This window comes from Streptomyces sp. CB01635, assembly GCF_002803065.1.
In the GTDB taxonomy this organism is placed as follows: domain Bacteria; phylum Actinomycetota; class Actinomycetes; order Streptomycetales; family Streptomycetaceae; genus Streptomyces.
In genome coordinates this window covers 522,290-544,877 of the sequence record NZ_NNBL01000002.1, presented here as the reverse complement: position 1 = coordinate 544,877, position 22,588 = coordinate 522,290, and the positions used below count along the sequence as shown (strand labels likewise).

Below are 22,588 nucleotides of genomic sequence, written 5' to 3'. Positions count from 1 at the left end.
ATCGATGCGATCCGGCGCCCCCGTCGACGTACGGGTGGTGAGGCTCAGCTAGCTCTTCCCGGCCTTGGTCGCCCCTGACTCGCCGTTGGCCTCGTCCTTGTCGGACTGCTCCTCGGCCTCGTCCTCGGACGCGGCCGGCTCCTTCTCCTTGGACTCGGCCCCGGCCTCGCCTTCGGCCTTGTCCTTGGGATCGGCGTCGTCGCCCTTGTCCTCAGCCTTGTCCTCGGCATCGGCATCGTCACCGGCGCCCGGTTCCACGACCGCCTCGCGCCCAGGGCGGATCTTCGTCGAGATCACGATGTAGATCACCGCGAGCAGGAAAACACCCATCGCGGTCCAGTCGTTGAGCCGCAGGCCGAGGATGTGGTGCGCGTCGTCGACGCGCATGTACTCGATCCAGAAGCGGCCCACGCAGTACGCGGCGACATAGAGCGCGAAGGCGCGGCCGTGGCCGAGCTTGAAGCGGCGGTCCGCCCAGATGACGAGCAGCGCGACACCGATGCACCACAGGGACTCGTACAGGAAGGTCGGGTGGTACGTGCCCGGCACGCGCCCGTCCGCCGACGACGTGATCTTCAGGGCCCACGGCAGGTCGGTGGGCTTGCCGTACAGCTCCTGGTTGAACCAGTTGCCCCAGCGGCCGATGGCCTGCGCGACGGCGATGCCGGGTGCGATGGCGTCGGCGTAGGCCGGGAGCGGGATGCCGCGCCTGCGGCACCCGATCCACGCGCCCACCGCGCCGAGGGCGATGGCACCCCAGATCCCGAGGCCGCCCTCCCAGATCTTGAAGGCGTCCACCCAGTCGCGGCCCTCGCTGAAGTACAGCTCGTAGTCCGTGATCACGTGGTAGAGCCGGCCGCCGACGAGGCCGAACGGCACGGCCCAGACCGCGATGTCGGCCACGGTGCCGGACCGCCCGCCGCGGGCGATCCAGCGCTTGTTGCCGAGCCAGACGGCCACGAAGACGCCGATGATGATGCAGAACGCGTAGCCGCGCAGCGGAATGGGTCCGAGATAGACCACTCCGTGTGACGGGCTGGGGATGAAGGCAAGAGTCATGGCGATGTCGACGCTACCGTGCCGGGCCGTGGCGGCGGCAATCAGCCCGGCTACGGGTCCATAACGAGACCCCCGCGTCTCCTGCCGCTCCTACGACTTGTCGGCCGCCTGCACCATCTGCTTCAGCTTCGCGGGGGTCAGCGGGTTGGCCTGGTCGCCGAACACGTTCTTCCCGTTCAGGAGCACTGTCGGTGTGCCCTGGAAGCCGCCGGCCTGGAACGCCTGGTCCGACTTCTTGACCCAGCTGTCATGGCTGCCGTCGTCGACACACTTCTTGAAGTCCGGCGTCACGAGTCCGCCGACCTTGCCGGCGAGCGCGATCAGCTTGCCGTTGTCCGCGAAGGCGTCGTCGGTCTCCGACGGCTGGTTCTCGTAGAGGACGTCGTGGTACGGGGGGAACTTCCCGGCGTCCTGGGCGCACGCCGCCGCGTTCGCCGCGCGCAGGGAGCCACTGCCGCCCATGTTCTTGTCGATGAGTGTGGCCAGGTGGTACTCGACCTTGAGCTGCCCGGAGTCGGTCAGCTCGTGGATCGTGGTGCGGTAGGCGTCCTCGAAGGCCTTGCACGCTGGGCAGCGGAAGTCCTCCCACACCGTGAGCGTCGACTTCGCGCTGTCCTTGCCGACCGGGATCGCGAGGCTGTCCTTGCCGACCGCGCCCTGGGGGGCCACGACGGGCCCCGAGGCGTCGCTCTTGTCGTCGCCGGAATTCGCCGCGATCACCCCGATCACGGCGGCCAGCGCGAGGACGCCCACGACGGCGCCCCCCACGATCACGCCCCTGCGGCGCCTGTCCTTGGCTCTCTGCTTCTCGCGCTCCTCCGCCAGCCGGTCACGGGCGGTGCGCTTTCCGTCACGGTTCTTCTCGCTCACACCCGCCAAACGAACCGGGGAGGCACCAGCGTGCCTCCCCGGCCCCAGGTCCACCCATACGGGTTACGACACGATGGGTGACGACGCGACGGGTTACGCCTTGGCGCGCACCCCGTCCGCGAGATCCGCCGCGAGCGCCCGCACGGCGGCGAGGCCGGCGGCCTCGTCGTCGGCGTCGAGCATCAGCTTCACGAACGCCGAGCCGACGATGACCCCGTCGGCGAACCCGGCGACCTCGGCCGCCTGCTTCGCGTTCGAGACGCCGAGGCCGACACAGACCGGCAGGTCGGTGGTGGCCTTGGTGCGGCGCACGAGGTCCTGGGCCTGGTTGCCGACGGACTCGCGGGTGCCGGTGACGCCCATCAGGGAGGCGGCGTACACGAAGCCGGAGCCCGCGGCGGTGATCGTCGCGAGGCGCTCGTCCTTGCTGCTGGGGGCGACGACGAAGACGGTCCCGAGGCCGTGCTTGTCCGCGTGCTCCCTCCAGGTCCCCGACTCCTGGACGGGCAGGTCGGGCAGGATGCAGCCCGCGCCGCCCGCCTCGGCCAGCTCGGCGGTGAACCGCTCGATGCCGTACCGGTCGATGGGGTTCCAGTACGTCATGACGAGGACCGGCTTGCCGGTCGCCGCGTGGGCCTCGCGGACCGTGCGCATCACGTCGGCGATCCGGACGCCGCCGCGCAGCGCGATGTCGTCCGCGGTCTGGATGACGGGACCGTCGAGGACCGGGTCGCTGTGCGGCAGCCCGACCTCCACGACGTCGGCGCCGCCGTCGAAGACGGCCTTGATGGCCTCGATGCCACCGTCCACGGTCGGGAACCCGGCCGGGAGGTAGGCGATGAGGGCGGAGCGGCCCTCGGCGCGCGCGGCGGCGAGGGTGTCGTTCAACAGCTGGATGTTGCCGCTCACTTGGCGTCTCCCTCGATCTCCGCGCCGGTCCCGGCCGCGTCCGCCGCGACGGCGGCGTCGGTGTCGTACAGGCCGAAGTAGCGGGCGGCCGTGTCCATGTCCTTGTCGCCGCGCCCGGACAGGTTGACGATCATCAGCCCGTCCTTGCCGAGCTCCTTGCCGGCCTCGATGGCGCCGGCGAGCGCATGGGCGCTCTCGATGGCCGGGATGATGCCCTCGGTGCGCGAGAGCAGGCGCAGGGCCTGCATGGCGGCGTCGTCGGTGACCGCGCGGTACTCGGCGCGGCCGCTGTCCTTGAGGAAGGCGTGCTCGGGGCCGATGCCCGGGTAGTCGAGGCCCGCCGAGATCGAGTACGGCTCGGTGATCTGGCCCTCGTCGTCCTGGAGGACGTACGACCGTGAGCCGTGCAGGATGCCGGGCTCGCCCGCGGTCAGCGTCGCGGCGTGCTCGCCGGTCTCGAGGCCGTGGCCGGCCGGCTCGCAGCCGATGAGGCGCACGCCGGCGTCGGGGATGAAGGCGTGGAAGAGGCCGATGGCGTTCGAGCCGCCGCCGACGCAGGCCACGGCCGCGTCGGGCAGGCGTCCTGCGCGCTCCAGGATCTGGCGGCGGGCCTCGACGCCGATGACGCGGTGGAAGTCGCGGACCATCGCCGGGAAGGGGTGGGGTCCCGCTACGGTCCCGAAGAGGTAGTGCGTGCGGTCGACGTTGGCCACCCAGTCGCGGAACGCCTCGTTGATGGCGTCCTTGAGGGTGCGGCTGCCGGACTTCACGGCGACGACCTCGGCGCCGAGCATCCGCATGCGCGCCACGTTGAGCGCCTGGCGCTCGGTGTCGATCTCGCCCATGTAGATGGTGCACTCGAGGCCGAAGAGCGCACAGGCGGTGGCGGTCGCCACGCCGTGCTGGCCCGCGCCGGTCTCGGCGATGACGCGGGTCTTGCCCATGCGCTTGGTGAGGAGCGCCTGGCCGAGCACGTTGTTGATCTTGTGCGAGCCGGTGTGGTTGAGATCCTCGCGCTTGAGGAACATCCGGACGCCACCGGCGTGCTCGGCGAACCGGGGCACCTCGGTGAGGGAGCTGGGCCGGCCCGTGTAGTTGACGAGCAGGTCGTCGAGCTCGGCGGCGAAGGCCGGGTCGTTCTTGGCCTTGTCGTACTCGACGGCGACCTCGTCGACGGCGGCGACGAGCGCCTCCGGGATGAACTTGCCGCCGAACGCGCCGAAGTACCCCTCGGCGGTGGGGACTTGACCCTCGGGGTCGGGAATGAAGAACTCGCTGCTGGACATGGGTGACCTGTCTGTCTGGGTCTGACGAGTGCGATGGGGTCGGGCACTGCCCCCTACCCGTTGTGGGCAGGCGTCCCGCACGGCGGGACGGGTGGGCACAACCCCCGGTGCCGGGTGCCGGCGTCGGGGGCCTCGGTGGGCGCTAGTCGCGCCCGCACCATCGCATGCCGTTGACCTGGCCCGGCTCGTCGCCGATGACATAGCGCACCCGGCGCCCGTGCACACGCCGCGCCGGCGCCCGGCAGCCGCGGGGGCGGCAGCCGGGTGCGAGGCGGGCGGCAATGGGCACTGGGGAGGTCAGCTCCTGCCGTGGCGCAGCGCCGGGTGGGCGCCTGCGGCAACGAGGTCGGAGACCGCGGTGCGCGGGTCGCGGCCGGTCACGAGGGACTCGCCCACGAGGACGGCGTCCGCGCCCGCGTTGGCGTACGCGATCAGGTCGTGCGGGCCGCGCACGCCCGACTCGGCGATCTTGACGATGTGGTCGGGGATCTCCGGGGCGACCTGCTGGAACGTGTCGCGGTCGACCTTGAGCGTCTTGAGGTTGCGCGCGTTCACGCCGATGATGCGGGCGCCCGCGTCCACGGCGCGCTCGACCTCGTCCTCGTCGTGCACCTCGACGATCGGCGTGAGCCCGATGGACTGCGCGCGCTCGATGAGCGACTCGAGGGCGGGCTGCTCCAGGGCGGCCACGATCAGCAGCGCGAGGTCGGCGCCGTACGCCCTGGCCTCCCACAGCTGGTACGAGGTGACGATGAAGTCCTTGCGCAGGATCGGGATGTCGACCTTGGCGCGCACGGCCTCCAGGTCGGCGAGCGAACCGCCGAAGCGGCGCTGCTCGGTCAGTACGGAGATGACGGCGGCGCCGCCCGCCTCGTAGTCGGCGGCGAGGCCGGCCGGGTCGGCGATCGCGGCGAGCGCGCCCTTGGACGGGCTCGAGCGCTTGACCTCGCAGATCACCTTGACGCCGTCGCCGCGCAGGGCGGCCACTCCGTCCTTGGCGGCGGGTGCCTTGGCCGCGCGCTCCTTGAGCTCGTCGAGGCTGACGTGCGCCTGCCGCTCCGCGAGGTCGGCACGGACTCCGTCGATGATCTCGTCGAGCACACTCACGCGAGCGGCCCCCTTCCTGACGGTGGAGCGGTGGAAGCTGATTGCCCCGAGAGCAATCCACTGGTCACAGCGATGATATCCGGAGGAGGGCGAAGGCTCCGCATCCGGTTGACGCCGGTCCCACTACCTGGACAAATACTGTTGATCAAGGATGGAGCCAGCCACCTAGAGGCAGGTTCCGGACAACCGTGAAGACAAGGACCACGGCGCCCACGGCCCACAGCTGGGGGCGTCCGAGATCGATCCGTACCGGCCGTCCCAGTACCACCCGTACGGCCCATACCACCCACAGGACAGCGAAGACGGCACAGCCCGCGACAGCGAGCGCGTTGTCCCCGAGAGCGGCCGTGAGATCGCCGTGCACGAGCGCGTGGGCGCTGCGCAGGCCGCCGCAGCCGGGACAGTAGATCCCCGTGTAGTGGAGCAGCGGGCAGGCGGGGTAGTGGCCCGGCTCGTTCGGGTCGACGGACCCGACATACGCGAAGCCCGCGCCGATCGGGGCGAGGACACCGAGAGGGACGGCCAGTCGCCGCAGTGAAGCGCCGGCGCTGCCGGCGCCGCTGGTCAGGGTGGCCGCGGAGGTGTCCGTTTCGGCGTTCACCCGTGAATTGTGCAACGGGCCTGCCGGGTCCGCCCGTCGGCGGCGCAGAACACGCGAGAGGCGGCCCGGCACCAGGTGCCGGGCCGCCTCTCGCGACGTGGATGAGGCTCAGGCCTCCGCGGCGACGACCTCGGGCGAGACGGCCGGCAGCGACTGCGGCTTCGGCTTGCCGAGACCCGCGGCGCTCATGGCGCCGCCGACGACCGCGGCGACGGCGAGCAGGGCCATGCCCGCCCAGAAGCCGACGGGGTCGCCCATCACCATGAAGGCGCCCGCGACGCAGAAACCGATGAAGGCGATGATGACACCGGTCCAGGCGGCCGGGGTGTGTCCGTGGCTGCTGTCCGCCATGGTTGCTCCTCGTTGCTCAATGCGTGGCTGATGCGCGGCCCCGTACCCCGCGCGTGGCACCGCGCTGGGTGGTGAGCCGGACGCTCTTGCCCATTGTCCCGCACTCGCGGGCATGGGCGGCACTCGGGGTCCGGGGCCCCGCTATGCCTCGTGTGTGGGGTCCTCGCCCCGGTCGAGGGCCTTCCACAGCTCCTCGGGGCGCTCGGGATCGACGGGTCGGGCCGCCTTGCGGGGCCGCGGGGTGCCGTCTCGCTCGTAGCGTCCGCCCATCGACGGCCAGGAGCGGCCGAAGCGCAGGGCGAGCAGACCGGCCAGGAGGATGAGCGCGCCGCCCGCGGCACCGACGTACGGCCAAACGGTGTGACCGAGGGAGCCGATGGTGGCGGCGGTGTTGCCGGAGACCTCTGCGGCCTTCTCGTCGAGGGCCGCGCTGTCGGTCGCGCCGAGGACGGCGGCGAGGACGGCGCCCGCGCCGCTGAGCGCGAGGAGCCCGGCGACGAGCATGCGCCCGGCGCGGCGGACCGCGAAGACGGCGACGAGGGCCGCGAGCCCCACTATGGCGAGGGCCGCGGGCACTCCGGTGACGTCGCTGCCCTTGGCGGTGAGCGGGAAGCTGCCGCCGGGCACGGTCGCGGACCCGGAGGCCCACTCCTGCCGCGAGGAGAGCAGGGCCACCGCCGCGCCGAGGGCGCCGAACAGGAGCGCTGCGGCGAGGCTGCGGCGGCCGTTGCGCGCGGCGGCCGTCTCCGAGGAGGCGGTCCCGGCTTCGGTTCGGGGGGATGGCACTGCGGAAGTCACCTCCCCACTATCCCCCACGGCGTCAGGCGCCGTGCATCCGGTTGGCCGTGTGCACGGCGCGCAGCACCGCCGCCGCCTTGTTGCGGCACTCGGTGTCCTCGGCCACGGGATCGGAGTCGGCGACGACACCCGCTCCGGCCTGCACATATGCGGTGCCGTCACGCAGGAGTGCGGTGCGGATGGCGATGGCCGTGTCGGAGCCCCCGGCGAAGTCGAGATATCCGACACATCCGCCGTACAGGCCGCGCCGGGAGGGTTCGAGCTCGTCGATGATCTGCATCGCGCGCGGCTTGGGCGCGCCCGAGAGGGTGCCCGCGGGGAAGCAGGCGGTGAGGACGTCGAAGGCGGTGGTGCCCGGGGCGACCCGGCCGGTGACGGTCGACACGATGTGCATGACGTGCGAGTACCGCTCGACGGACATGAAGTCGACGACCTCGACGGAGCCCGGCTCGCAGACGCGGCCGAGGTCGTTGCGGCCGAGGTCGACGAGCATCAGGTGCTCGGCGCGCTCCTTGGGGTCGGCCATGAGCTCGTCGGCGAGCGCCTGGTCCTCCTGGGGCGTGGCGCCGCGCGGCCGGGTCCCGGCGATGGGGTGCACCATGGCGCGCCCGTCCTCGACCTTGACGAGGGCCTCCGGCGACGAGCCGACCACGTCGAACCCGTCGAAGCGGAAGAGGTACATGTACGGCGACGGGTTGGTGGCGCGCAGGACCCGGTAGACGTCGAGTGCGCTGGCCGTGCACGGCGTCTCGAAGCGCTGCGAGGGCACGACCTGGAAGGCCTCGCCCGCCCTGATGCGCTCCTTGATGTCCTCGACGGCCTCCTGGTAGTCCGTGCCGCCCCACAGAGCGGTGAACTGAGGGAGTTCGGACGCGGGGAGCGAGGCGGGGGCCTGGACGACGGGCCGGGAGAGGTCGGCCTCCATCGCGTCGAGGCGGGCCACGGCGTCCGCGTACGCCTCGTCGACGCCGGTGTCGAGGTCGTTGTGGTTGATCGCGTTGGCGATCAGCAGGACCGAGCCGTCCCAGTGGTCGAGCACGGCGAGGTCGCTGGTGAGCAGCATCGTCAGCTCGGGGAGCTTCAGGTCGTCGCGCTCGCCGGGGCCGATCTTCTCCAGGCGGCGCACGATGTCGTAGCCGAGGTAGCCGACCATGCCGCCGGTGAACGGGGGCAGGCCCTCGTAGCGGGGGGTGTGGAGGGTCTCGACGGTGGCGCGCAGGGCGGCGAGCGGGTCGCCGTGGGTGGGGACGCCGACGGGCGGGGTGCCGAGCCAGTGCGCCTGGCCGTCGCGGGTGGTGAGGGTGCCGGCGGAGCGGACGCCGACGAAGGAGTAGCGGGACCACGAGCGGCCGTTCTCCGCGGATTCCAGGAGGAACGTGCCGGGGCGTTCACCGGCCAGCTTGCGGTACAGACCGACGGGGGTGTCGCCGTCCGCGAGGAGCTTGCGGCTGACGGGGATCACTCGGCGGTCGGTCGCGAGCTTGCGGAAGGTCTCGAGATCCATAGGAAGAGCTTAGGGCGTGTCCGGGCGGGTCGGGTGCGCCGCCCGGTCCGTGGAACGGGCGGCGCGGCAGTGGTCTCAGGCGCCCGTACCGGTCACCGTCAGCTCGCCCGCGTCGAAGCAGGTGCGGTCGCCGGTGTGGCAGGCCGCGCCGACCTGGTCGACCTTCACCAGGAGGGTGTCCGCGTCGCAGTCGAGGGCGACCGACTTCACGTGCTGGAAGTGGCCGGAGGTGTCGCCCTTGACCCAGTACTCCTGGCGGCTGCGGGACCAGTACGTGCAGCGGCCGGTCGTCAGCGTGCGGTGCAGCGCCTCGTCGTCCATCCAGCCGAGCATGAGCACCTCGCCGGTGTCGTACTGCTGGGCGATCGCGGGGACCAGGCCGTCGGCGCTGCGCTTGAGGCGGGCGGCGACGGCGGGGTCGAGGCTGCTGGGCGGGGGCGTGCTGGTCATACGGACCATTGTGCCGCGCCGCGCGTGCCTCTTCGGGCGGGCGTCCACCGATTGAGAGCAGCGGCGCGGAGCGCCACGTGGAGGGGTGGTGCCGGGTGACGGGTGGGCGGACCGGTCGGGTGGTCGTACGCTGGCCGTATGTCGACCCATGCGAAGCGTGAACGACTTCTTCTCGCCGACCTGTTGGAGGCGTCGGGCCCCGACGCCCCGACCCTGTGCGAAGGCTGGAACGCCCGTGACCTCGCGGCCCATGTCGTGGTGCGCGAGCGCCGCGCGGACGCCGCGGGCGGGATCGTGATCAAGCAGCTGGCGCAGCGCCTGGAGCGGGTGCAGGCCGAGTTCGCCGAGAAGCCCTTCGACGAGCTGATCCAGCTGATCAGGACGGGCCCGCCGCGCTTCTCGCCGTTCTCCCTCAAGCAGATCGACGAGGCGTCGAACGCGGTCGAGTTCTTCGTCCACACGGAGGACGTGCGCCGCGCGCAGCCGGACTGGACGCCGCGCGAGCTCGACCCGGTCTTCGCGGACGTGCTGTGGTCGCGTCTCGAGCGGATGGCCCGTGTGATCGGCCGCAAGTCGCCGGTCGGGCTGGTCCTGCGCCGCCCGGACGGCCGCACGGTGGTGGCGCACAAGGGCACGCCCGTGGTGACGGTGACCGGTGAGCCCTCCGAGCTGCTGATGTTCGCCTTCGGCCGGCAGGACGCGGCGCGGGTGGAGACGGAGGGCGAGAAGGACGCGATCGGCAAGCTGCACGAGGCGAAGCAGCTGGGCATCTGACGTCAGGCCGGAAGTTCGGCGCGGCGCAGGGGCGCGCGGCACAGGCCGTAGACACCGGCGAGGGCGCAGATCGCGGCGCTGGCCACGAAGACGGGACCGGTGCCCCACAGGCCGACGGCCGCGCCGGTCAGCGGCATGGTGAGCGGGACGAGGCCGAGGCTGGACAGGCTCGTGACGGCGGTGACCCGGCCGATGCAGGCCGGGTCCGCGTGGGTCTGCGTGAGCGCTCCGCACAAGGCGCCGCTGAGACCGGCGAGCAGCCCGATGGCCAGCGCGACGGCGACCGCGGCGGCGAGGTGCGGTACGAAGGCGAGCGCGCCGATGGCGACGGCGCCGCCTCCCATGGTCGCGGCGAGGACGAGACCCGCGCGCGGCACCCGGCCGCGGACGGCGAGGAGCAGTGAGGCCGCGCCCGCGCCGACACCGAACCCGGCGAGCACCGAGCCCATCCCTGAGGCGCCCCAGCCGCGCTGGTCGGCGAGGAGGGTCAGGCCGACGTTCAGGGGGCCGACGAAGCCGAGGTCGCTGAGGCCGATGACGACGACCAGCGGGGCGAGGACGCTGTGGCGGCGGATGTAACGCAGGCCGTCCACGAGGCCGTTCCTCGCCGGGGCGCCGCTCTTGCCGCCCGCGTCGGGCAGGTCCCGGATGCGCAGGGACATCAGGAGCGGCAGCGAGATCGCGAACAGCAGTCCGGCCGCGCCGAACGCCGCCGCGAGGCCGCCGAGTGCGACGCCGAGACCGCCCAGGGGCGCGCCCACGACGTTGGCGAGGCGGACCGCGAGTCCGCGCATGCCCTGGACCCGGGCGAGCTGGTCGCGTCCGGTGACGCGGGCGGGCAGTGCGCCGACGGCCGGCAGGAAGAGGGCGTCGACGATGCCGAAGACCAGACCGAGGAAGGTGAGCGGCCACAGGCCCGGTCGGGTCGCGAGGAAGAGCCCGGCGACGCCGAGCACCGCGGCGCTGCGCACGGCGTCGCCGGCGATGACGATGCGGCGCGGACCGAGCCGGTCGGCGATCACTCCCCCGCCGAGCATCAGCAGGGCCCGGGGTGCCGCGCTCACCGCCATGACGAGCCCGGCCTGCGAGGGGCTGCCCGACTGGACGGCCGCCCAGGACAGGGCGACGTAGTAGATGTTGTCGCCGATCATCGAGGAGGCGTACGCCCCGAGCCAGCGCAGCACGTTGCCGTCGCGGTGGGCGGGCTTGCCGGGGGCGGGTGTGCCGGCGAGGGGCGCGGTCACGGTCATGGGAGGTGGTCCTCTCAGGCGCGGAACGGGAAGCCGTACACGTGCAGCGCGACGTTCTCGCGCCCTTCGGTGTCGCCCGCGGCCTGTGCGGCGCGGCCCTGCTCGTCGTACTTCCTGATGACGGTGAGCAACTCGCCTGTCAGCTCGGTCAGTTCGGCCGCGGTCAGAGGCATCAGGGCCTCTGAGTCCGAGGACGCGGCGCGCCACTCGGGGGCCCAGGTGGTGCGCTCGTCGAGGTAGTGGCGGTAGAGCTCGCTGCGCTGTTCGTAGAAGAGCCGGGTGGCCGCCTGATGTGCCGCGGCCTTCTCGGGGGCGTCGCCGAAGTCCGCCTCGTGGATGCTGACGCCTTCGGACGCGGGCCGCCACCAGCGCTCGCGGCCGTCGCGCTGCGCTCCGGGCGTCTCTTCGATGAGCCCGGCGTCCGCGAGCTTGCGCAGGTGGTAGCTGACCAGGGAGACAGCCCCGTCGACCTGCTCGGCGAGCTGCGACGCGGTCGCCGTGCGGGCGACGACCAGGGCGCGGTACAGCTGCGAGCGCAGCGGGTGGGCGAGCGCCTTGAGGGTGCCGAGGTCGGTGATGCGGCGGGTCTGCTTGTCGGTCATGGCACGAGGTTAGATACGAAGGAAATATTGCGCAAGATAAATTGCGCAACTGATCCTGCGCATCAGGCCAGGCGAATCGCGCGCATCACGGCCTGGGCCAGGTGAATCCCGCGCATCAGGCCGGACAGATCCTGCGCGTCAGGCCAGACAAAAGGCCCCGGCCGCCCTTGTGGGCGGCCGGGGCCTGAGAGTGCGCGCTCCGGTGTCAGCGGACGGGGTGCCCCGCCTCGCGCAGAGTCTCCTTGACCTCGCCGATCCGCAGATCGCCGAAGTGGAAGACGGACGCGGCGAGCACCGCGTCGGCGCCCGCGGCGATCGCCGGCGGAAAGTGTTCGAGGCGCCCCGCGCCGCCGGACGCGATCACCGGCACGGTGACGTGCTTGCGGACGGCGGCGATCATCTCGATGTCGTAGCCGTCCTTCGTGCCGTCGGCGTCCATCGAGTTGAGCAGGATCTCGCCCGCGCCGAGCTCGGCGGCCTCGTGCGCCCACTCGACGGCGTCGATCCCGGCGGACTTGCGACCCCCGTGCGTCGTCACCTCGAACGTGCCGGACGGCGTGCGGCGCGCGTCGACCGACAGGACGAGCACCTGACGGCCGAACCGCTCGGCGATCTCGCGGATCAGCTCGGGGCGGGCGATGGCGGCCGTGTTCACGCCCACCTTGTCCGCGCCGGCCCGCAGCAGCTTGTCCACGTCGTCCGCCGTGCGGACGCCGCCGCCGACGGTGAGCGGGATGAAGACCTGTTCGGCGGTGCGACGCACCACGTCGTAGGTCGTCTCGCGGTTGCCGGAGGACGCCGTGATGTCGAGGAACGTCAGCTCGTCGGCACCCTCGGCGTCGTACACCTTCGCCATCTCGACGGGGTCGCCCGCGTCGCGCAGGTTCTGGAAGTTGACGCCCTTGACGACCCGTCCGTTGTCCACGTCCAGGCAGGGGATGACCCGTACGGCCAGCGTCATGACGGTGTGTCTCCTCGGTACGCCTCCACCTCGACCTCGACGACCAGGCTCGGGTCGATGAAGCCGGAGACGATGATCATGGATGCGGCGGGGCGGACGGCGTCGAACAGCTCCTTGTGGGCCCGGCCCACGTCGTCCACATCGCGCGCATGGGTGATGTACATACGGGTGCGCACCACATGCTCGCTCCCGAGTCCCAGGGTCTTGAGGGCGTCGAACGCGGCCTGGAACGCGTTGAGCGTCTGCTCGTACGGCGTTCCCGCGTCGATGACGCCGTTGACCACGGACGTACAACCGGACACCAGGACAAGGCCGTTGGGCAGTTCGACCGCGCGCGAGTAGCCCACGGCCTCCTCCCACGGCCCGTCCGAGCCGACCCTGCGCACACCGTCGGTCATGACGCCACCGCGGCGAGCGCCTCTTCCAGCGTGAAGGCCTTCGCGTACAGCGCCTTGCCGACGATCGAGCCCTCGATGCCGAGCGGGACGAGCTCGGAGATGGCGCGCAGGTCGTCGAGCGACGAGACGCCGCCGGAGGCGACGACCGGGCGGTCGGTGGCCGCGCAGACGTTCTTCAGGAGCTCCAGGTTCGGGCCCTGCAGCGTGCCGTCCTTGGCGATGTCGGTGACGACGTAGCGGGCACAGCCCTCGGAGTCGAGGCGCGCGAGCGTCTCGTAGAGGTCGCCGCCGTCGCGGGTCCAGCCGCGGCCGCGCAGCGTGGTGCCGCGCACGTCCAGGCCCACCGCGATCTTGTCGCCGTGCTCGGCGATGACCTTGGCGACCCACTCGGGGGTCTCCAGGGCGGCGGTGCCGAGGTTGACGCGGGTGCAGCCGGTGGCGAGCGCGGCGGCGAGCGTGGCGTCGTCGCGGATGCCGCCGGACAGCTCGACCTTGATGTCCATGGCGCTGGTGACCTCGCCGACCAGCGCGCGGTTGTCGCCGGTGCCGAACGCGGCGTCCAGGTCCACGAGGTGCAGCCACTCGGCGCCGGAGCGCTGCCACGCGAGGGCGGCCTCGAGCGGGGAACCGTAGGAGGTCTCCGAGCCGGACTCGCCGTGCACGAGACGTACGGCCTGGCCGTCGCGGACGTCGACGGCGGGGAGGAGTTCGAGCGTGCGGGACATCAGAGGGTTCCGATCCAATTCGTGAGGAGCTGGGCGCCGGCGTCGCCGGACTTCTCGGGGTGGAACTGTGTCGCCCACAGTGCGCCGTTCTCGACGGCGGCGATGAACGGCTCGCCGTGCGTGGCCCAGGTGACCTTGGGCGGGCGCATGTGGACGTTGCCGACCTCGAAGTCCCACTGCTGCACGGCGTAGGAGTGCACGAAGTAGAAGCGGGCGTCGCTGTCGAGACCGGCGAAGAGCTCGGTGTCCTGCGGCGGGCGGACCGTGTTCCAGCCCATGTGCGGGACGATCTCGGCCTTGAGGGGCTCGACCGTGCCGGGCCACTCGTCGAGGCCCTCGGCCTCGACGCCGTGCTCGATGCCGCGCGCGAAGAGGATCTGCATGCCGACGCAGATGCCCATCACGGGGCGGCCGCCGGCGAGGCGGCGGTCGATGATCCAGTCGCCGCGCGCCTCCTTGAGGCCCTTCATGCAGGCGGCGAAGGCGCCGACGCCGGGGACGAGGAGGCCGTCGGCGTTGAGTGCGGTGTCGAAGTCGCGGGTGATCTCGACGTCCGCGCCCGCGCGGGCCAGGGCCCGCTCGGCGGAGCGGACGTTGCCGAACCCGTAGTCGAAGACGACGACCTTCTTGCCGGCCGTGCCGGCGGGCTTGGCTGAAGTCATGGCTGGCTGCTCCCTGCCCCTCAGTTCCAGTAGTCGAGCCGCAGGACGCCGGAGACCAGGCACATGGCCGCGGCGATGGAGAGCAGCGCGATCAGGCCCTTGGGCAAGCCCTGCTTGACGAAGGAGATGACGCCGCCGATCAGGAAGAGACCGACGACGATGAGGACGGTGTTGAGGCCGTTCATGGCTTAGAGGGCGCCCTTCGTGGACGGAAGGATGCCCGCGGCGCGCGGGTCGCGCTCGGACGCGTAACGCAGCGCGCGGGCCAGCGCCTTGAACTGGCACTCCACGATGTGGTGCGCGTTGCGCCCGTACGGGACGTGGACGTGCAGCGCGATCTGGGCCTGCGCCACGAACGACTCCAGGATGTGCCGGGTCATCGTCGTGTCGTACGAGCCGATCATGGGGGCCATGTTCTCGGGCTCGGTGTGCACCAGGTAGGGGCGGCCGGAGAGGTCGACCGTGACCTGGGCGAGCGACTCGTCCAGCGGGACGGTGCAGTTGCCGAAGCGGTAGATGCCGACCTTGTCGCCGAGCGCCTGCTTGAAGGCGGCGCCGAGCGCGAGGGCGGTGTCCTCGATGGTGTGGTGCGTGTCGATGTGCAGGTCGCCCTCGGTCTTGACCGTGAGGTCGAAGAGGCCGTGGCGGCCGAGCTGGTCGAGCATGTGGTCGTAGAAGCCCACGCCCGTGGAGACTTCGACCTTGCCGGTGCCGTCGAGGTCGATCTCGACGAGGACCGAGGTCTCCTTGGTGGTCCGCTCCACCCTGCCTACGCGACTCATGCGTTCCGCTCCTTCTTGATTGCGCGTACCGCATCGAGGAACGCGTCGTTCTCGTCCGGGGTGCCCGTGGAGACACGCAGCCACCCGGGTACGCCGTTGTCCCGGACCAGGACGCCCCGGTCGAGGATCTGCTGCCACACCGCGTGCGCGTCGTCGAATCGGCCGAACTGCACGAAGTTGGCGTCCGAGTCGGTCACTTCGTAGCCCGTCGCCCGCAGCTCGGTCACCAGGCGGTCGCGCTCGTCCTTGAGCTGCTCGACGTACTTGAGGAGCGTGTCGGTGTGCTCGAGGGCGGCGAGCGCCGTGGCCTGGGTGACGGCCGACAGGTGGTACGGCAGGCGCACCAGCTGGACGGCGTCCACCACGGCGGGGGCGGCGGCCATGTAGCCGAGGCGCAGGCCCGCCGCGCCGAACGCCTTCGACATGGTGCGCGAGATGACGAGGTTCGGCCGGCCTTCGAGCAGCGGGAGAAGGGAATTCCCGTGGCTGAACTCGATGTAGGCCTCGTCGACGACGACCATGGACGGCTTGGCCGCCTGCGCGGCCTCGTACAGGGCGAGGACCGTCTCGGGCGGGACCGCGCTGCCGGTGGGGTTGTTGGGCGTCGTGATGAAGACGACGTCCGGGCGGTTCTCCGCGATGGCCTGCACGGACGCTTCCACGTCGATGGTGAAGTCCGCGCTGCGCGGTCCGGAGATCCAGCCGGTGCCGGTGCCGCGCGCGATGAGGCCGTGCATCGAGTACGAGGGCTCGAAGCCGATGGCGCTGCGGCCGGGGCCGCCGAAGGTCTGCAAGAGCTGCTGGATGACCTCGTTCGAGCCGTTGGCGGCCCAGACGTTCTCGATGCCGACGTGGTGGCCGCCGGTGCGCGTGAGATAGCCGGCGAGCTCGGTGCGCAGCTGGACCGCGTCCCGGTCGGGGTAGCGGTTGAGGTCGCGGGCGCTCTCGCGGACCCGCTCCGCGATCCGCTCGACGAGCGGCTCGGGCAGCGGGTAGGGGTTCTCGTTCGTGTTCAGGCGTACGGGTACGTCGAGCTGGGGGGCGCCGTACGGGGACTTGCCGCGCAGCTCGTCCCGTACGGGCAGATCGTCGATGCCGGTCACTGGCCGGGAACCTTCCATTCGAACCTTGCCTTGATCGCCGCGCCGTGCGCGGGCAGGTCCTCCGCCTCGGCGAGCGTGACCACGTGGTGGGCGACGTCGGCGAGTGCGTCGCGCGTGTAGTCCACGATGTGGATGCCGCGCAGGAAGGACTGGACGGACAGACCGGACGAGTGGCAGGCGCAGCCGCCGGTGGGCAGCACGTGGTTGGAGCCCGCGGCGTAGTCGCCGAGGGACACCGGCGCCCACGGGCCGACGAAGATCGCGCCGGCGTTCTTCACGCGCTGGGCGACCGCGGCGGCGTCGGCGGTCTGGATCTCCAGGTGCTCGGCGCCGTATGCGTCGACGACGCGCAGGCCCTCGTCGACCCCGTCGACCAGGACGATCGCGGACTGCCTGCCGCGCAGGGCCGGGAGGATCCGGTCGTCGATGTGCTTGGTGGCCGCGACCTGCGGCTCCAGCTCCTTCTCGACGGCGTCCGCGAGCTCGGCCGAGTCGGTGACGAGGACGGCGGCGGCGAGCGGGTCGTGCTCGGCCTGGCTGATCAGGTCGGACGCGACGTGCGCCGGGTCGGCGGTGGAGTCCGCGAGGACCGCGATCTCGGTCGGGCCCGCCTCGGCGTCGATGCCGATGAGACCGGTGAAGTAGCGCTTGGCCGCGGCGACCCAGATGTTGCCGGGTCCGGTGACCATGTTCGCCGGGGGGCAGGACTCGGTGCCGTACGCGAACATCGCGACGGCCGTGGCGCCGCCCGCGGCGTAGACCTCGTCGACGCCGAGCAGCGCACACGCGGCCAGGATCGTCGGGTGCGGCAGTCCGCCGAACTCGGCCTGGGCGGGGGACGCGAGGGCGATCGACTCGACCCCGGCCTCCTGCGCGGGCACCACGTTCATGATCACGGAGGACGGGTAGACGGAGCGGCCGCCCGGCGCGTACAGGCCGACGCGCTCGACGGGCACCCACTTCTCGGTGACCGAGCCGCCGGGGACGACCTGCGTGGTGTGGGTGGTGCGGCGCTGCTCGCGGTGGACGATGCGGGCCCGGCGGATCGACTCCTCCAGGGCGGCGCGCACGGCGGGGTCGAGCTGCTCCAGGGCGTCCTGGAGGGCCTTGGCGGGAACCCGTACGGACTCCAGCTTCACGCCGTCGAACTGCTCCGCGTAGTCGATCAGCGCCGCGTCGCCACGATGATGCACGGCCTCGCAGATCGGACGCACCTTCTCGAGGGCGGCCTGAACGTCGAAGTCGGCTCGGGGCAGCAGGTCGCGCAGTGCGGGGCCCTCGGGGAGGGCGTCGCCGCGCAGATCGATTCGGGAGATCACGTGCTCAATTCTCGCAGACGTCACATCAGCGCCCGACGTCCGTATCAATGGCTGATACGGATCACTGCGCGAGACCGGAGGATGACCTTCACCAGTAGCGTTCAGCCCGTCACTCAGCGGGCATGAACAGTTGTACTAAACCCGCGAGTAGCGGAGCCGTACCGGGACGTGCGGGGCTCCGTGAGAATCCGGGGGTCTACGGGGAGGAAGACGAGTCGTGGTCGACGGTACCGGCATCGGTGATCCGCCGGACGGTCTCACGGGCGCCGAGATCGGCATGTGGCAGGCCTTCCGCAACGGCAGTGTCTACGACCTGAGCTCGGGCGACCCGGACGTGGACGACCCGCACGGCGGACACGCCTGGGGGCCCGGCCGCAGCGTGCGGGCGCGGATCGTGGCCTGGCTGCTGCTCGACGGGCCGCCCGCGCTGTCGGGGCGTGTCGCGTCACTCAAGCTCAAGGGCGTACAGATCACCGACGTGCTCGACGTCGCGGGCGGCGGGGTCGTGCCGTACGTCGAGATGAAGCAGTGCCGCTTCGAGAAGGAGATCCTGCTTCCCGAGGCCAGGTTCACCACCCTGCGCCTGGTCGACTGCTCGATCCCCCGCCTGGAGGGCGCCCGCGTCCACACGGAGGGCGATCTGCATCTGCCGCGCTGCCGCTTCCACAGCGGCGTACGCCTCACCGACGCCCACATCGGCACGGACCTGCTGCTCAACCAGGCCGTCGTGTACCGCGACCGGCGCGGCAAGTCGATCATGGCGGACGGCATGTCCGTCGGCCAGGACCTCCAGGCCGAGATGCTGGAGACGCACGGCGAGCTCAGCCTGCGCGGCGCGCAGATCGGTGTGTCGCTCAGCCTGCGCGGCAGCCGGCTCTCCAACGCGTACGGGCGCCGCGCGCTCAACGCGCCGCAGCTGACGGTCGAGCGGTCCCTGTATCTGACCCCCGCCGGTGTCGGCAATCCGCTCCAGACCAGCGGCACGACACCGGCCCAGGGCACCCGCGTGCAGCGCTTCGAGTGCCAGGGCGGGGTCCGGCTCGACGACGGCCGGTTCGGCGACGCCGTCGACCTCGACCAGGCGCGCTTCCATCTGGAGAACGACCAGGAGGTGTCGCTGCGCCGCATCCAGACGCCCGAGCTGCGCTTCCTGTGCGAGCGGCCGCAGCGCGGGCGGATCGTCCTGTCCGGCGCGAAGGTCGTCAACCTCATCGACAGGGCGGCGAGCTGGCCGGGCCCCGGCGGTCTGCGCGTGGGCGGTTTCACGTACGAGAACCTGATCCCCTCCGGCCCGTTCCCGCTGTCGCGGCGCCTGGAGTGGCTGTCGGCCGCGACTCCGGAGTACAGCCCGGAGCCGTACGAGAAGCTCGCGGCCGTGCTGCGCAACAGCGGCGAGGACGCCGACGCGCGCGAGGTGCTGCTCGCCAAGCAGCGCCGCCGCCGCGAGACGCTGCCGCCCGCCGCGAAGATCTGGGGATACATCCAGGACTGGACGGTCGCCTACGGGTACCGCCCGGGGCGGGCCGCGGTGTGGATGGCCGTGCTGTGGGCGGCGAGCACGCTGGCCTTCTCCCACTCGTCACATCCGGCCATCAAACCGGGCGAGTCGCCGAACTGGAGTCCGGCACTCTTCTCGCTCGATCTCATCCTGCCGGTCATCGACCTGGGTCAGGACGGCTACTGGCAGCTGCGGGGCGGCTGGCAGTGGGCCGCGACCGCGCTGATCCTGCTCGGCTGGATCCTCGCCACGACGGTCGCCGCGGGGGCCACCCGGCTGCTCCGCAGAAACTGACCGGGCCCCCTCGCATTTTTTGCCGGACCGCGGGCAACCATGGGCGCATTCCAGCCGTCATCCCAGCGCAACCATCAACCGAGCGACGGGGAGCGGGGTCCACACCTTGGCACTGCTGCGCGCCCTCATCCGCACCGCGCGGATGGTCCGCCACACCTCGGGTCTCGCGGCCGGCCTGCCCCCCGACGACGACGTCCTCCTCGACGTCCCCGACGAACGCCTTGCGCCGGCGCTCGTCGCCGCGGGCCGGGGCGAGTACGAGGCGGCCGCCAAACTGCTGGCCGCCACCCGCGAAGCCGGCGAGTGGGAGAACAGGGACCGCTACGTCACCCGGCTCGCCGCCTTCGCCAGATCGCGCGGCGAATGGTTCGACGACTGGCGGTTCGCGGCCCCCCACGACCCGGACGCCCTCCTCGTCAAGGCCGAGCTGGAAGTCGCGCGCGGCTGGGAGTCGCCCGCCCGCGCCGAGCTGCTGCGCGAGGTCACGCCGCTGATCACCGCCGCCGCCGAGGGCGACCCCGGCGACCCGGTGCCATGGCGGGTCGCCCTCGACCACGCGCGCGGCACGAACGCCTCGCACACCGTCTTCGAGAAGCTCTGGGCCGAGGCCGTGCGCCGTTCCCCGCACCACTACGGCTGCCATGTGTCGGCGCTCCAGTACCTGTCGGCCGCCTGGTACGGCTCGCACCGCGAGTGCTTCGACTTCGCCGAGCGCGCGGCGCAGGACGCCCTGCCGGGATCCCTGGTGCAGGCGCTCCCGGTGCGGGCCGCGTTCGCGTACCTGACGAGCGAGGAGGGCCCGGGACCGGCCGCGAAGGTGCCCCGCGAGCGCTTGGACGAGGCCGCCGACCTGGCGAGCGCCCTGTCCCGCGAGTACCTCGCCGACGACCCCTGGCCGGCCGAGGTCCGCAACCTCCTGACCTACGTCCTGGTCCGCCTGGAGCGCTGGTCCGACGCCCTGGAACAGCTGCGCCTGACCGGCCCGTACGCGACGTCTTTCCCCTGGGACCGGATCTCGGACGACCCGCTCGGACAGTTCCTGGAACTGCGCGACGGGGTACGGATCGAGGTCGCCGCGGCCCGCACGCTCGGGGGTCGCGACACCGGTCGCGGACCTCTCACCTCCAGCTCCCATTAGGCTTGACCGTCGTGACCACCGTCCGGCTTCCGCTCTTTCCGCTCAACTCGGTGCTGTTCCCGGGACTCGTGCTTCCGCTGAACGTGTTCGAGGAGCGCTATCGCGCCATGATGCGCGACCTGCTGAAGACCTCCTCCGGGGGTTCCGAGGCTTCCGGCGACCCCACCGACTCCGACGAGCCGCGGCGGTTCGCCGTCGTGGCGATCCGCGACGGCCACGAGGTCGCACCCAGCGCCCCCGGCATGCCTGACCAGGCGGCGAAGACCGCCGCCGAGGCGGGCCCGGCCGCGGGCTTCGGCGACGACCCGATCAAGGCCCTGCACGGCGTGGGCTGCATCGCCGACGCCGCGACGATCCGCGAGCGCGCCGACGGCAGCTTCGAGGTGCTCGCCACCGGCACGACCCGCGTGAAGGTGCACTCCGTCGACGCGTCGGGCGCCTATCTGACCGCCGAGGTCGAGGAGCTGCCCGAGGAGCCGGGCGACGAGGCGGGCGCCCTCGCCGAGGGCGTGCTGCGCGCCTTCCGCTCCTACCAGAAGCGGCTCGCGGGCGCCCGTGAGCGCTCCCTGGCCACGGGCGCCGACCTGCCCGACGACCCGTCCGTCGTGTCGTACCTGGTGGCCGCGGCGGCCGTCCTCGACGTACCGACGAAGCAGCGCCTCCTCCAGGCCCCGGACACGGCGTCGCGCCTGCGCGACGAGCTGAAACTCCTTCGCGCCGAGACGGCGATCATCCGTAATCTGCCGTCCTTGCCGGCCGGCGACCTGACCCGGCAGGCGACCAGCCTCAACTGACGTGGCCGGTCCCGACTGACGTAAGGCATGAGGACGTTGGCGAAGAAGTCCAAGAAGCAGCAGTCCGGGGGAACTCCCGCGACCGTGGCGCTCACCGCCGCGGGCACACCCTTCACGACGCACGCGTACGAGCACGACCCGGCCCATCCCTCGTACGGGGACGAGGCGGCGGAGGCGATGGGTGTCTCCCCCGACCGGGTGTTCAAGACGCTCGTCGCCGACGTGGACGGCGAGCTGACCGTCGCCGTCGTGCCCGTGGCCGGCCAGCTCGACCTGAAGGCCCTGGCCACTGCGGTCGGCGGCAAGCGGGCCGCGATGGCCGACCCGGCGGCGGCGGAGCGCACCACGGGCTATGTTCGGGGCGGCATCTCCCCGCTGGGCCAGCGCAAGAAGCTGCGTACGGTCCTGGACGACTCGGCGCGGGCGCACGACACGATCTGTGTCTCGGCGGGCCGCCGCGGCCTGGAGGTGGAGCTGGCCCCCACGGACCTGGCGACGCTCACGTCCGCGGTCCTGGCCCCCATCGGCCGCACCTGACGCCGCCGACCCCCGGCAACCCGGAATCCCCGCCACCTCTCGACGCACGACATGTCCTCGGCTAAATACCGAGGACATGTCGAAGAGGACGCGCAAGCGGAAGTGGCGGGTCAGGAAGCACAAGGCCAATCACGGGCGCAGGCCCGCCTGAGAGCCGCCCTCAGGGAGCCGGAGGGGTGTCCTGCGGGTAGTGGGTGTCGAGGTACGGGTCGGGATCGCGGGGCCCGAACAGGCCGGTCAGGCCGAGATGGACGATCATCGCGGCGAGCGGCCAGGCGAGGAGCGCGCCCTTCGCCTTGAGTTCGAGCGGCGCGTCGAACGTGACGCCCTTGCCGACCTCCTTGGCGTGGGCCGCCACGTCCTGTGTCGGGCCGAGCCAGACCCCGAACCGCCAGGCGAGAAGCCCGCCGAGGAGTCCGCCGACGGCCAGGGCGACGACGAGCGGTACGCCGCCGCGCTTGCGCCACAGGAAAACGGCGACCGCGCTGACCACGCCGAACGCGACGCCGAGCAGGGTGAACGTCCCGTCGACGCCGACGGCCTGCTCGCCCTCGGTGTCCTTGAGGTAGACGGCCTGCGCGTCCGCGACGAGCGGCACGTGCGGCGCGAGCCACATCCACAGCGCGCCCAGGAGCAGGCCGCACACGGCCAGCGTGACCGTGACGACGGCGGCCTCCCGCAACTCGGTCCTCATCCCTGGCCCGTCCTCCTGGTGCTCGTGAGCGTGCGACGGCACAGCACCCGCGGGCCCGGAGGCCTGCCAGGGGTCGTGCTGGGGTTGCTGGGGTCGTGGCGTCAGCGGTGCGGTCACCCTGC

Annotated in this window: 27 protein-coding genes; 5 read left to right on the top strand and 22 right to left on the bottom strand. The window is 71.9% G+C overall.

Features of this window, described 5'->3' with window-relative positions:
* Positions 1 to 48: 48 nt before the first annotated feature.
* The 11 genes from lgt to hisI all read right to left on the bottom strand — a co-directional run bounded on the left by lgt (position 49) and on the right by hisI (position 8,935).
* Entirely contained in the window at positions 49 to 1,059 is a 1,011-nt protein-coding gene (gene lgt / locus CG723_RS06490) for a prolipoprotein diacylglyceryl transferase (RefSeq protein WP_100592265.1), read from the bottom strand.
* 90 nt (positions 1,060 to 1,149) lie between these two features.
* The gene (locus CG723_RS06485) at positions 1,150 to 1,929 is read right to left on the bottom strand and encodes a DsbA family protein (protein ID WP_100592264.1); all 780 of its coding nucleotides are present in this window, start codon (positions 1,927 to 1,929) and stop codon (positions 1,150 to 1,152) included.
* Positions 1,930 to 2,022: 93 nt separating this feature from the next.
* Positions 2,023 to 2,838, bottom strand: coding sequence for a tryptophan synthase subunit alpha (trpA, locus tag CG723_RS06480; RefSeq protein ID WP_100592263.1), 816 nt, complete (start codon positions 2,836 to 2,838; stop codon positions 2,023 to 2,025).
* Positions 2,835 to 4,124, bottom strand: a complete 1,290-nt coding sequence (gene trpB / locus CG723_RS06475) for a tryptophan synthase subunit beta (RefSeq protein WP_100592262.1) — start codon at positions 4,122 to 4,124, stop codon at positions 2,835 to 2,837. Before trpB ends, trpA begins: the two co-directional genes overlap by 4 nt.
* Positions 4,125 to 4,266: 142 nt before the next feature.
* A complete protein-coding gene (trpM, locus tag CG723_RS46820) occupies positions 4,267 to 4,413 on the bottom strand; it encodes a tryptophan biosynthesis modulator TrpM (RefSeq protein ID WP_199841672.1) in 147 nt (48 codons plus the stop codon).
* 8 nt (positions 4,414 to 4,421) lie between these two features.
* Entirely contained in the window at positions 4,422 to 5,231 is an 810-nt protein-coding gene (gene trpC / locus CG723_RS06470; RefSeq protein ID WP_100592261.1) for an indole-3-glycerol phosphate synthase TrpC, read from the bottom strand.
* A gap of 145 nt (positions 5,232 to 5,376) precedes the next feature.
* Positions 5,377 to 5,832 (bottom strand): DUF2752 domain-containing protein, encoded by a 456-nt coding sequence (locus CG723_RS06465; protein WP_442802526.1) that lies wholly within the window; start codon positions 5,830 to 5,832, stop codon positions 5,377 to 5,379.
* 108 nt (positions 5,833 to 5,940) lie between these two features.
* Positions 5,941 to 6,183, bottom strand: coding sequence for an HGxxPAAW family protein (locus CG723_RS06460; RefSeq protein ID WP_100592260.1), 243 nt, complete (start codon positions 6,181 to 6,183; stop codon positions 5,941 to 5,943).
* A 141-nt stretch (positions 6,184 to 6,324) separates the two neighbouring features.
* On the bottom strand, positions 6,325 to 6,981 hold the full coding sequence (locus CG723_RS06455; protein ID WP_100592259.1) for a TIGR02234 family membrane protein: 657 nt from the start codon (positions 6,979 to 6,981) through the stop codon (positions 6,325 to 6,327).
* Between the two features lie 22 nt (positions 6,982 to 7,003).
* On the bottom strand, positions 7,004 to 8,485 hold the full coding sequence (locus CG723_RS06450; protein ID WP_100592258.1) for an anthranilate synthase component I: 1,482 nt from the start codon (positions 8,483 to 8,485) through the stop codon (positions 7,004 to 7,006).
* A gap of 75 nt (positions 8,486 to 8,560) precedes the next feature.
* A complete protein-coding gene (gene hisI / locus CG723_RS06445; protein WP_100592257.1) occupies positions 8,561 to 8,935 on the bottom strand; it encodes a phosphoribosyl-AMP cyclohydrolase in 375 nt (124 codons plus the stop codon).
* Between the two features lie 138 nt (positions 8,936 to 9,073).
* Between hisI and CG723_RS06440 the strand changes: the two genes are divergently transcribed.
* On the top strand, positions 9,074 to 9,709 hold the full coding sequence (locus CG723_RS06440) for a TIGR03085 family metal-binding protein (RefSeq protein WP_100592256.1): 636 nt from the start codon (positions 9,074 to 9,076) through the stop codon (positions 9,707 to 9,709).
* A 2-nt stretch (positions 9,710 to 9,711) separates the two neighbouring features.
* Here the strand turns inward: CG723_RS06440 and CG723_RS06435 are convergent, their stop codons facing one another.
* The 10 genes from CG723_RS06435 to hisD all read right to left on the bottom strand — a co-directional run bounded on the left by CG723_RS06435 (position 9,712) and on the right by hisD (position 17,511).
* The gene (locus tag CG723_RS06435) at positions 9,712 to 10,959 is read right to left on the bottom strand and encodes an MFS transporter (RefSeq protein ID WP_100592255.1); all 1,248 of its coding nucleotides are present in this window, start codon (positions 10,957 to 10,959) and stop codon (positions 9,712 to 9,714) included.
* A gap of 14 nt (positions 10,960 to 10,973) precedes the next feature.
* Positions 10,974 to 11,561 (bottom strand): ArsR/SmtB family transcription factor, encoded by a 588-nt coding sequence (locus tag CG723_RS06430; protein ID WP_100592254.1) that lies wholly within the window; start codon positions 11,559 to 11,561, stop codon positions 10,974 to 10,976.
* Positions 11,562 to 11,766: 205 nt separating this feature from the next.
* Positions 11,767 to 12,522 (bottom strand): imidazole glycerol phosphate synthase subunit HisF, encoded by a 756-nt coding sequence (gene hisF, locus CG723_RS06425; protein ID WP_100592253.1) that lies wholly within the window; start codon positions 12,520 to 12,522, stop codon positions 11,767 to 11,769.
* Complete coding sequence (locus CG723_RS06420; RefSeq protein ID WP_100592252.1) at positions 12,519 to 12,920, bottom strand: RidA family protein; 402 nt, start codon at positions 12,918 to 12,920, stop codon at positions 12,519 to 12,521. The genes hisF and CG723_RS06420 overlap by 4 nt, the downstream gene beginning before the upstream one ends.
* Entirely contained in the window at positions 12,917 to 13,645 is a 729-nt protein-coding gene (gene priA, locus CG723_RS06415; protein WP_100592251.1) for a bifunctional 1-(5-phosphoribosyl)-5-((5-phosphoribosylamino)methylideneamino)imidazole-4-carboxamide isomerase/phosphoribosylanthranilate isomerase PriA, read from the bottom strand. The genes CG723_RS06420 and priA overlap by 4 nt, the downstream gene beginning before the upstream one ends.
* Positions 13,645 to 14,307, bottom strand: a complete 663-nt coding sequence (gene hisH, locus CG723_RS06410) for an imidazole glycerol phosphate synthase subunit HisH (RefSeq protein ID WP_100592250.1) — start codon at positions 14,305 to 14,307, stop codon at positions 13,645 to 13,647. The genes priA and hisH overlap by 1 nt, the downstream gene beginning before the upstream one ends.
* A gap of 20 nt (positions 14,308 to 14,327) precedes the next feature.
* Positions 14,328 to 14,492, bottom strand: coding sequence for a hypothetical protein (locus tag CG723_RS46815; protein WP_165914440.1), 165 nt, complete (start codon positions 14,490 to 14,492; stop codon positions 14,328 to 14,330).
* A 3-nt stretch (positions 14,493 to 14,495) separates the two neighbouring features.
* A complete protein-coding gene (gene hisB / locus CG723_RS06405) occupies positions 14,496 to 15,089 on the bottom strand; it encodes an imidazoleglycerol-phosphate dehydratase HisB (RefSeq protein WP_100592249.1) in 594 nt (197 codons plus the stop codon).
* Positions 15,086 to 16,210, bottom strand: coding sequence for a histidinol-phosphate transaminase (locus CG723_RS06400; protein ID WP_100592248.1), 1,125 nt, complete (start codon positions 16,208 to 16,210; stop codon positions 15,086 to 15,088). The genes hisB and CG723_RS06400 overlap by 4 nt, the downstream gene beginning before the upstream one ends.
* A complete protein-coding gene (gene hisD / locus CG723_RS06395; RefSeq protein WP_100592247.1) occupies positions 16,189 to 17,511 on the bottom strand; it encodes a histidinol dehydrogenase in 1,323 nt (440 codons plus the stop codon). Before hisD ends, CG723_RS06400 begins: the two co-directional genes overlap by 22 nt.
* A 277-nt stretch (positions 17,512 to 17,788) precedes the next feature.
* Here hisD and CG723_RS06390 point away from each other — a divergent pair, with 277 nt between their 5' ends.
* From CG723_RS06390 to ybaK, 4 genes are all read left to right on the top strand, one after another.
* Positions 17,789 to 19,303 (top strand): oxidoreductase, encoded by a 1,515-nt coding sequence (locus CG723_RS06390; RefSeq protein ID WP_442802531.1) that lies wholly within the window; start codon positions 17,789 to 17,791, stop codon positions 19,301 to 19,303.
* A 142-nt stretch (positions 19,304 to 19,445) separates the two neighbouring features.
* On the top strand, positions 19,446 to 20,441 hold the full coding sequence (locus CG723_RS06385; protein ID WP_199841691.1) for a hypothetical protein: 996 nt from the start codon (positions 19,446 to 19,448) through the stop codon (positions 20,439 to 20,441).
* Between the two features lie 11 nt (positions 20,442 to 20,452).
* On the top strand, positions 20,453 to 21,235 hold the full coding sequence (locus CG723_RS06380; RefSeq protein ID WP_100592594.1) for an LON peptidase substrate-binding domain-containing protein: 783 nt from the start codon (positions 20,453 to 20,455) through the stop codon (positions 21,233 to 21,235).
* A 36-nt stretch (positions 21,236 to 21,271) separates the two neighbouring features.
* A complete protein-coding gene (ybaK, locus tag CG723_RS06375; protein WP_100592244.1) occupies positions 21,272 to 21,772 on the top strand; it encodes a Cys-tRNA(Pro) deacylase in 501 nt (166 codons plus the stop codon).
* Between the two features lie 160 nt (positions 21,773 to 21,932).
* Here the strand turns inward: ybaK and CG723_RS06365 are convergent, their stop codons facing one another.
* Positions 21,933 to 22,583, bottom strand: a complete 651-nt coding sequence (locus tag CG723_RS06365; protein ID WP_100592242.1) for a DUF2567 domain-containing protein — start codon at positions 22,581 to 22,583, stop codon at positions 21,933 to 21,935.
* Positions 22,584 to 22,588: the final 5 nt, after the last annotated feature.

Excerpts from the sequence above, each read along its gene's own strand:
- hisI (WP_100592257.1), bottom strand. The coding sequence starts at position 8,935 with ATGACCAGCACGCCCCCGCCCAGCAGCCTCGACCCCGCCGTCGCCGCC.
- CG723_RS06420 (WP_100592252.1), bottom strand. The coding sequence starts at position 12,920 with ATGACCGACGGTGTGCGCAGGGTCGGCTCGGACGGGCCGTGGGAGGAG.
- lgt (WP_100592265.1), bottom strand. The coding sequence starts at position 1,059 with ATGACTCTTGCCTTCATCCCCAGCCCGTCACACGGAGTGGTCTATCTC.
- CG723_RS06450 (WP_100592258.1), bottom strand. The coding sequence starts at position 8,485 with ATGGATCTCGAGACCTTCCGCAAGCTCGCGACCGACCGCCGAGTGATC.
- priA (WP_100592251.1), bottom strand. The coding sequence starts at position 13,645 with ATGTCCCGCACGCTCGAACTCCTCCCCGCCGTCGACGTCCGCGACGGC.
- CG723_RS06435 (WP_100592255.1), bottom strand. The coding sequence starts at position 10,959 with ATGACCGTGACCGCGCCCCTCGCCGGCACACCCGCCCCCGGCAAGCCC.
- hisH (WP_100592250.1), bottom strand. The coding sequence starts at position 14,307 with ATGACTTCAGCCAAGCCCGCCGGCACGGCCGGCAAGAAGGTCGTCGTC.
- CG723_RS06430 (WP_100592254.1), bottom strand. The coding sequence starts at position 11,561 with ATGACCGACAAGCAGACCCGCCGCATCACCGACCTCGGCACCCTCAAG.
- CG723_RS06390 (WP_442802531.1), top strand. The coding sequence starts at position 17,789 with ATGTGGCAGGCCTTCCGCAACGGCAGTGTCTACGACCTGAGCTCGGGC.
- CG723_RS46815 (WP_165914440.1), bottom strand. The coding sequence starts at position 14,492 with ATGAACGGCCTCAACACCGTCCTCATCGTCGTCGGTCTCTTCCTGATC.
- hisF (WP_100592253.1), bottom strand. The coding sequence starts at position 12,522 with ATGACGCTGGCCGTACGGGTCATCCCCTGCCTGGACGTGGACAACGGA.
- CG723_RS06460 (WP_100592260.1), bottom strand. The coding sequence starts at position 6,183 with ATGGCGGACAGCAGCCACGGACACACCCCGGCCGCCTGGACCGGTGTC.
- CG723_RS06400 (WP_100592248.1), bottom strand. The coding sequence starts at position 16,210 with ATGGAAGGTTCCCGGCCAGTGACCGGCATCGACGATCTGCCCGTACGG.
- trpB (WP_100592262.1), bottom strand. The coding sequence starts at position 4,124 with ATGTCCAGCAGCGAGTTCTTCATTCCCGACCCCGAGGGTCAAGTCCCC.
- hisB (WP_100592249.1), bottom strand. The coding sequence starts at position 15,089 with ATGAGTCGCGTAGGCAGGGTGGAGCGGACCACCAAGGAGACCTCGGTC.
- CG723_RS06440 (WP_100592256.1), top strand. The coding sequence starts at position 9,074 with ATGTCGACCCATGCGAAGCGTGAACGACTTCTTCTCGCCGACCTGTTG.
- CG723_RS06385 (WP_199841691.1), top strand. The coding sequence starts at position 19,446 with ATGGTCCGCCACACCTCGGGTCTCGCGGCCGGCCTGCCCCCCGACGAC.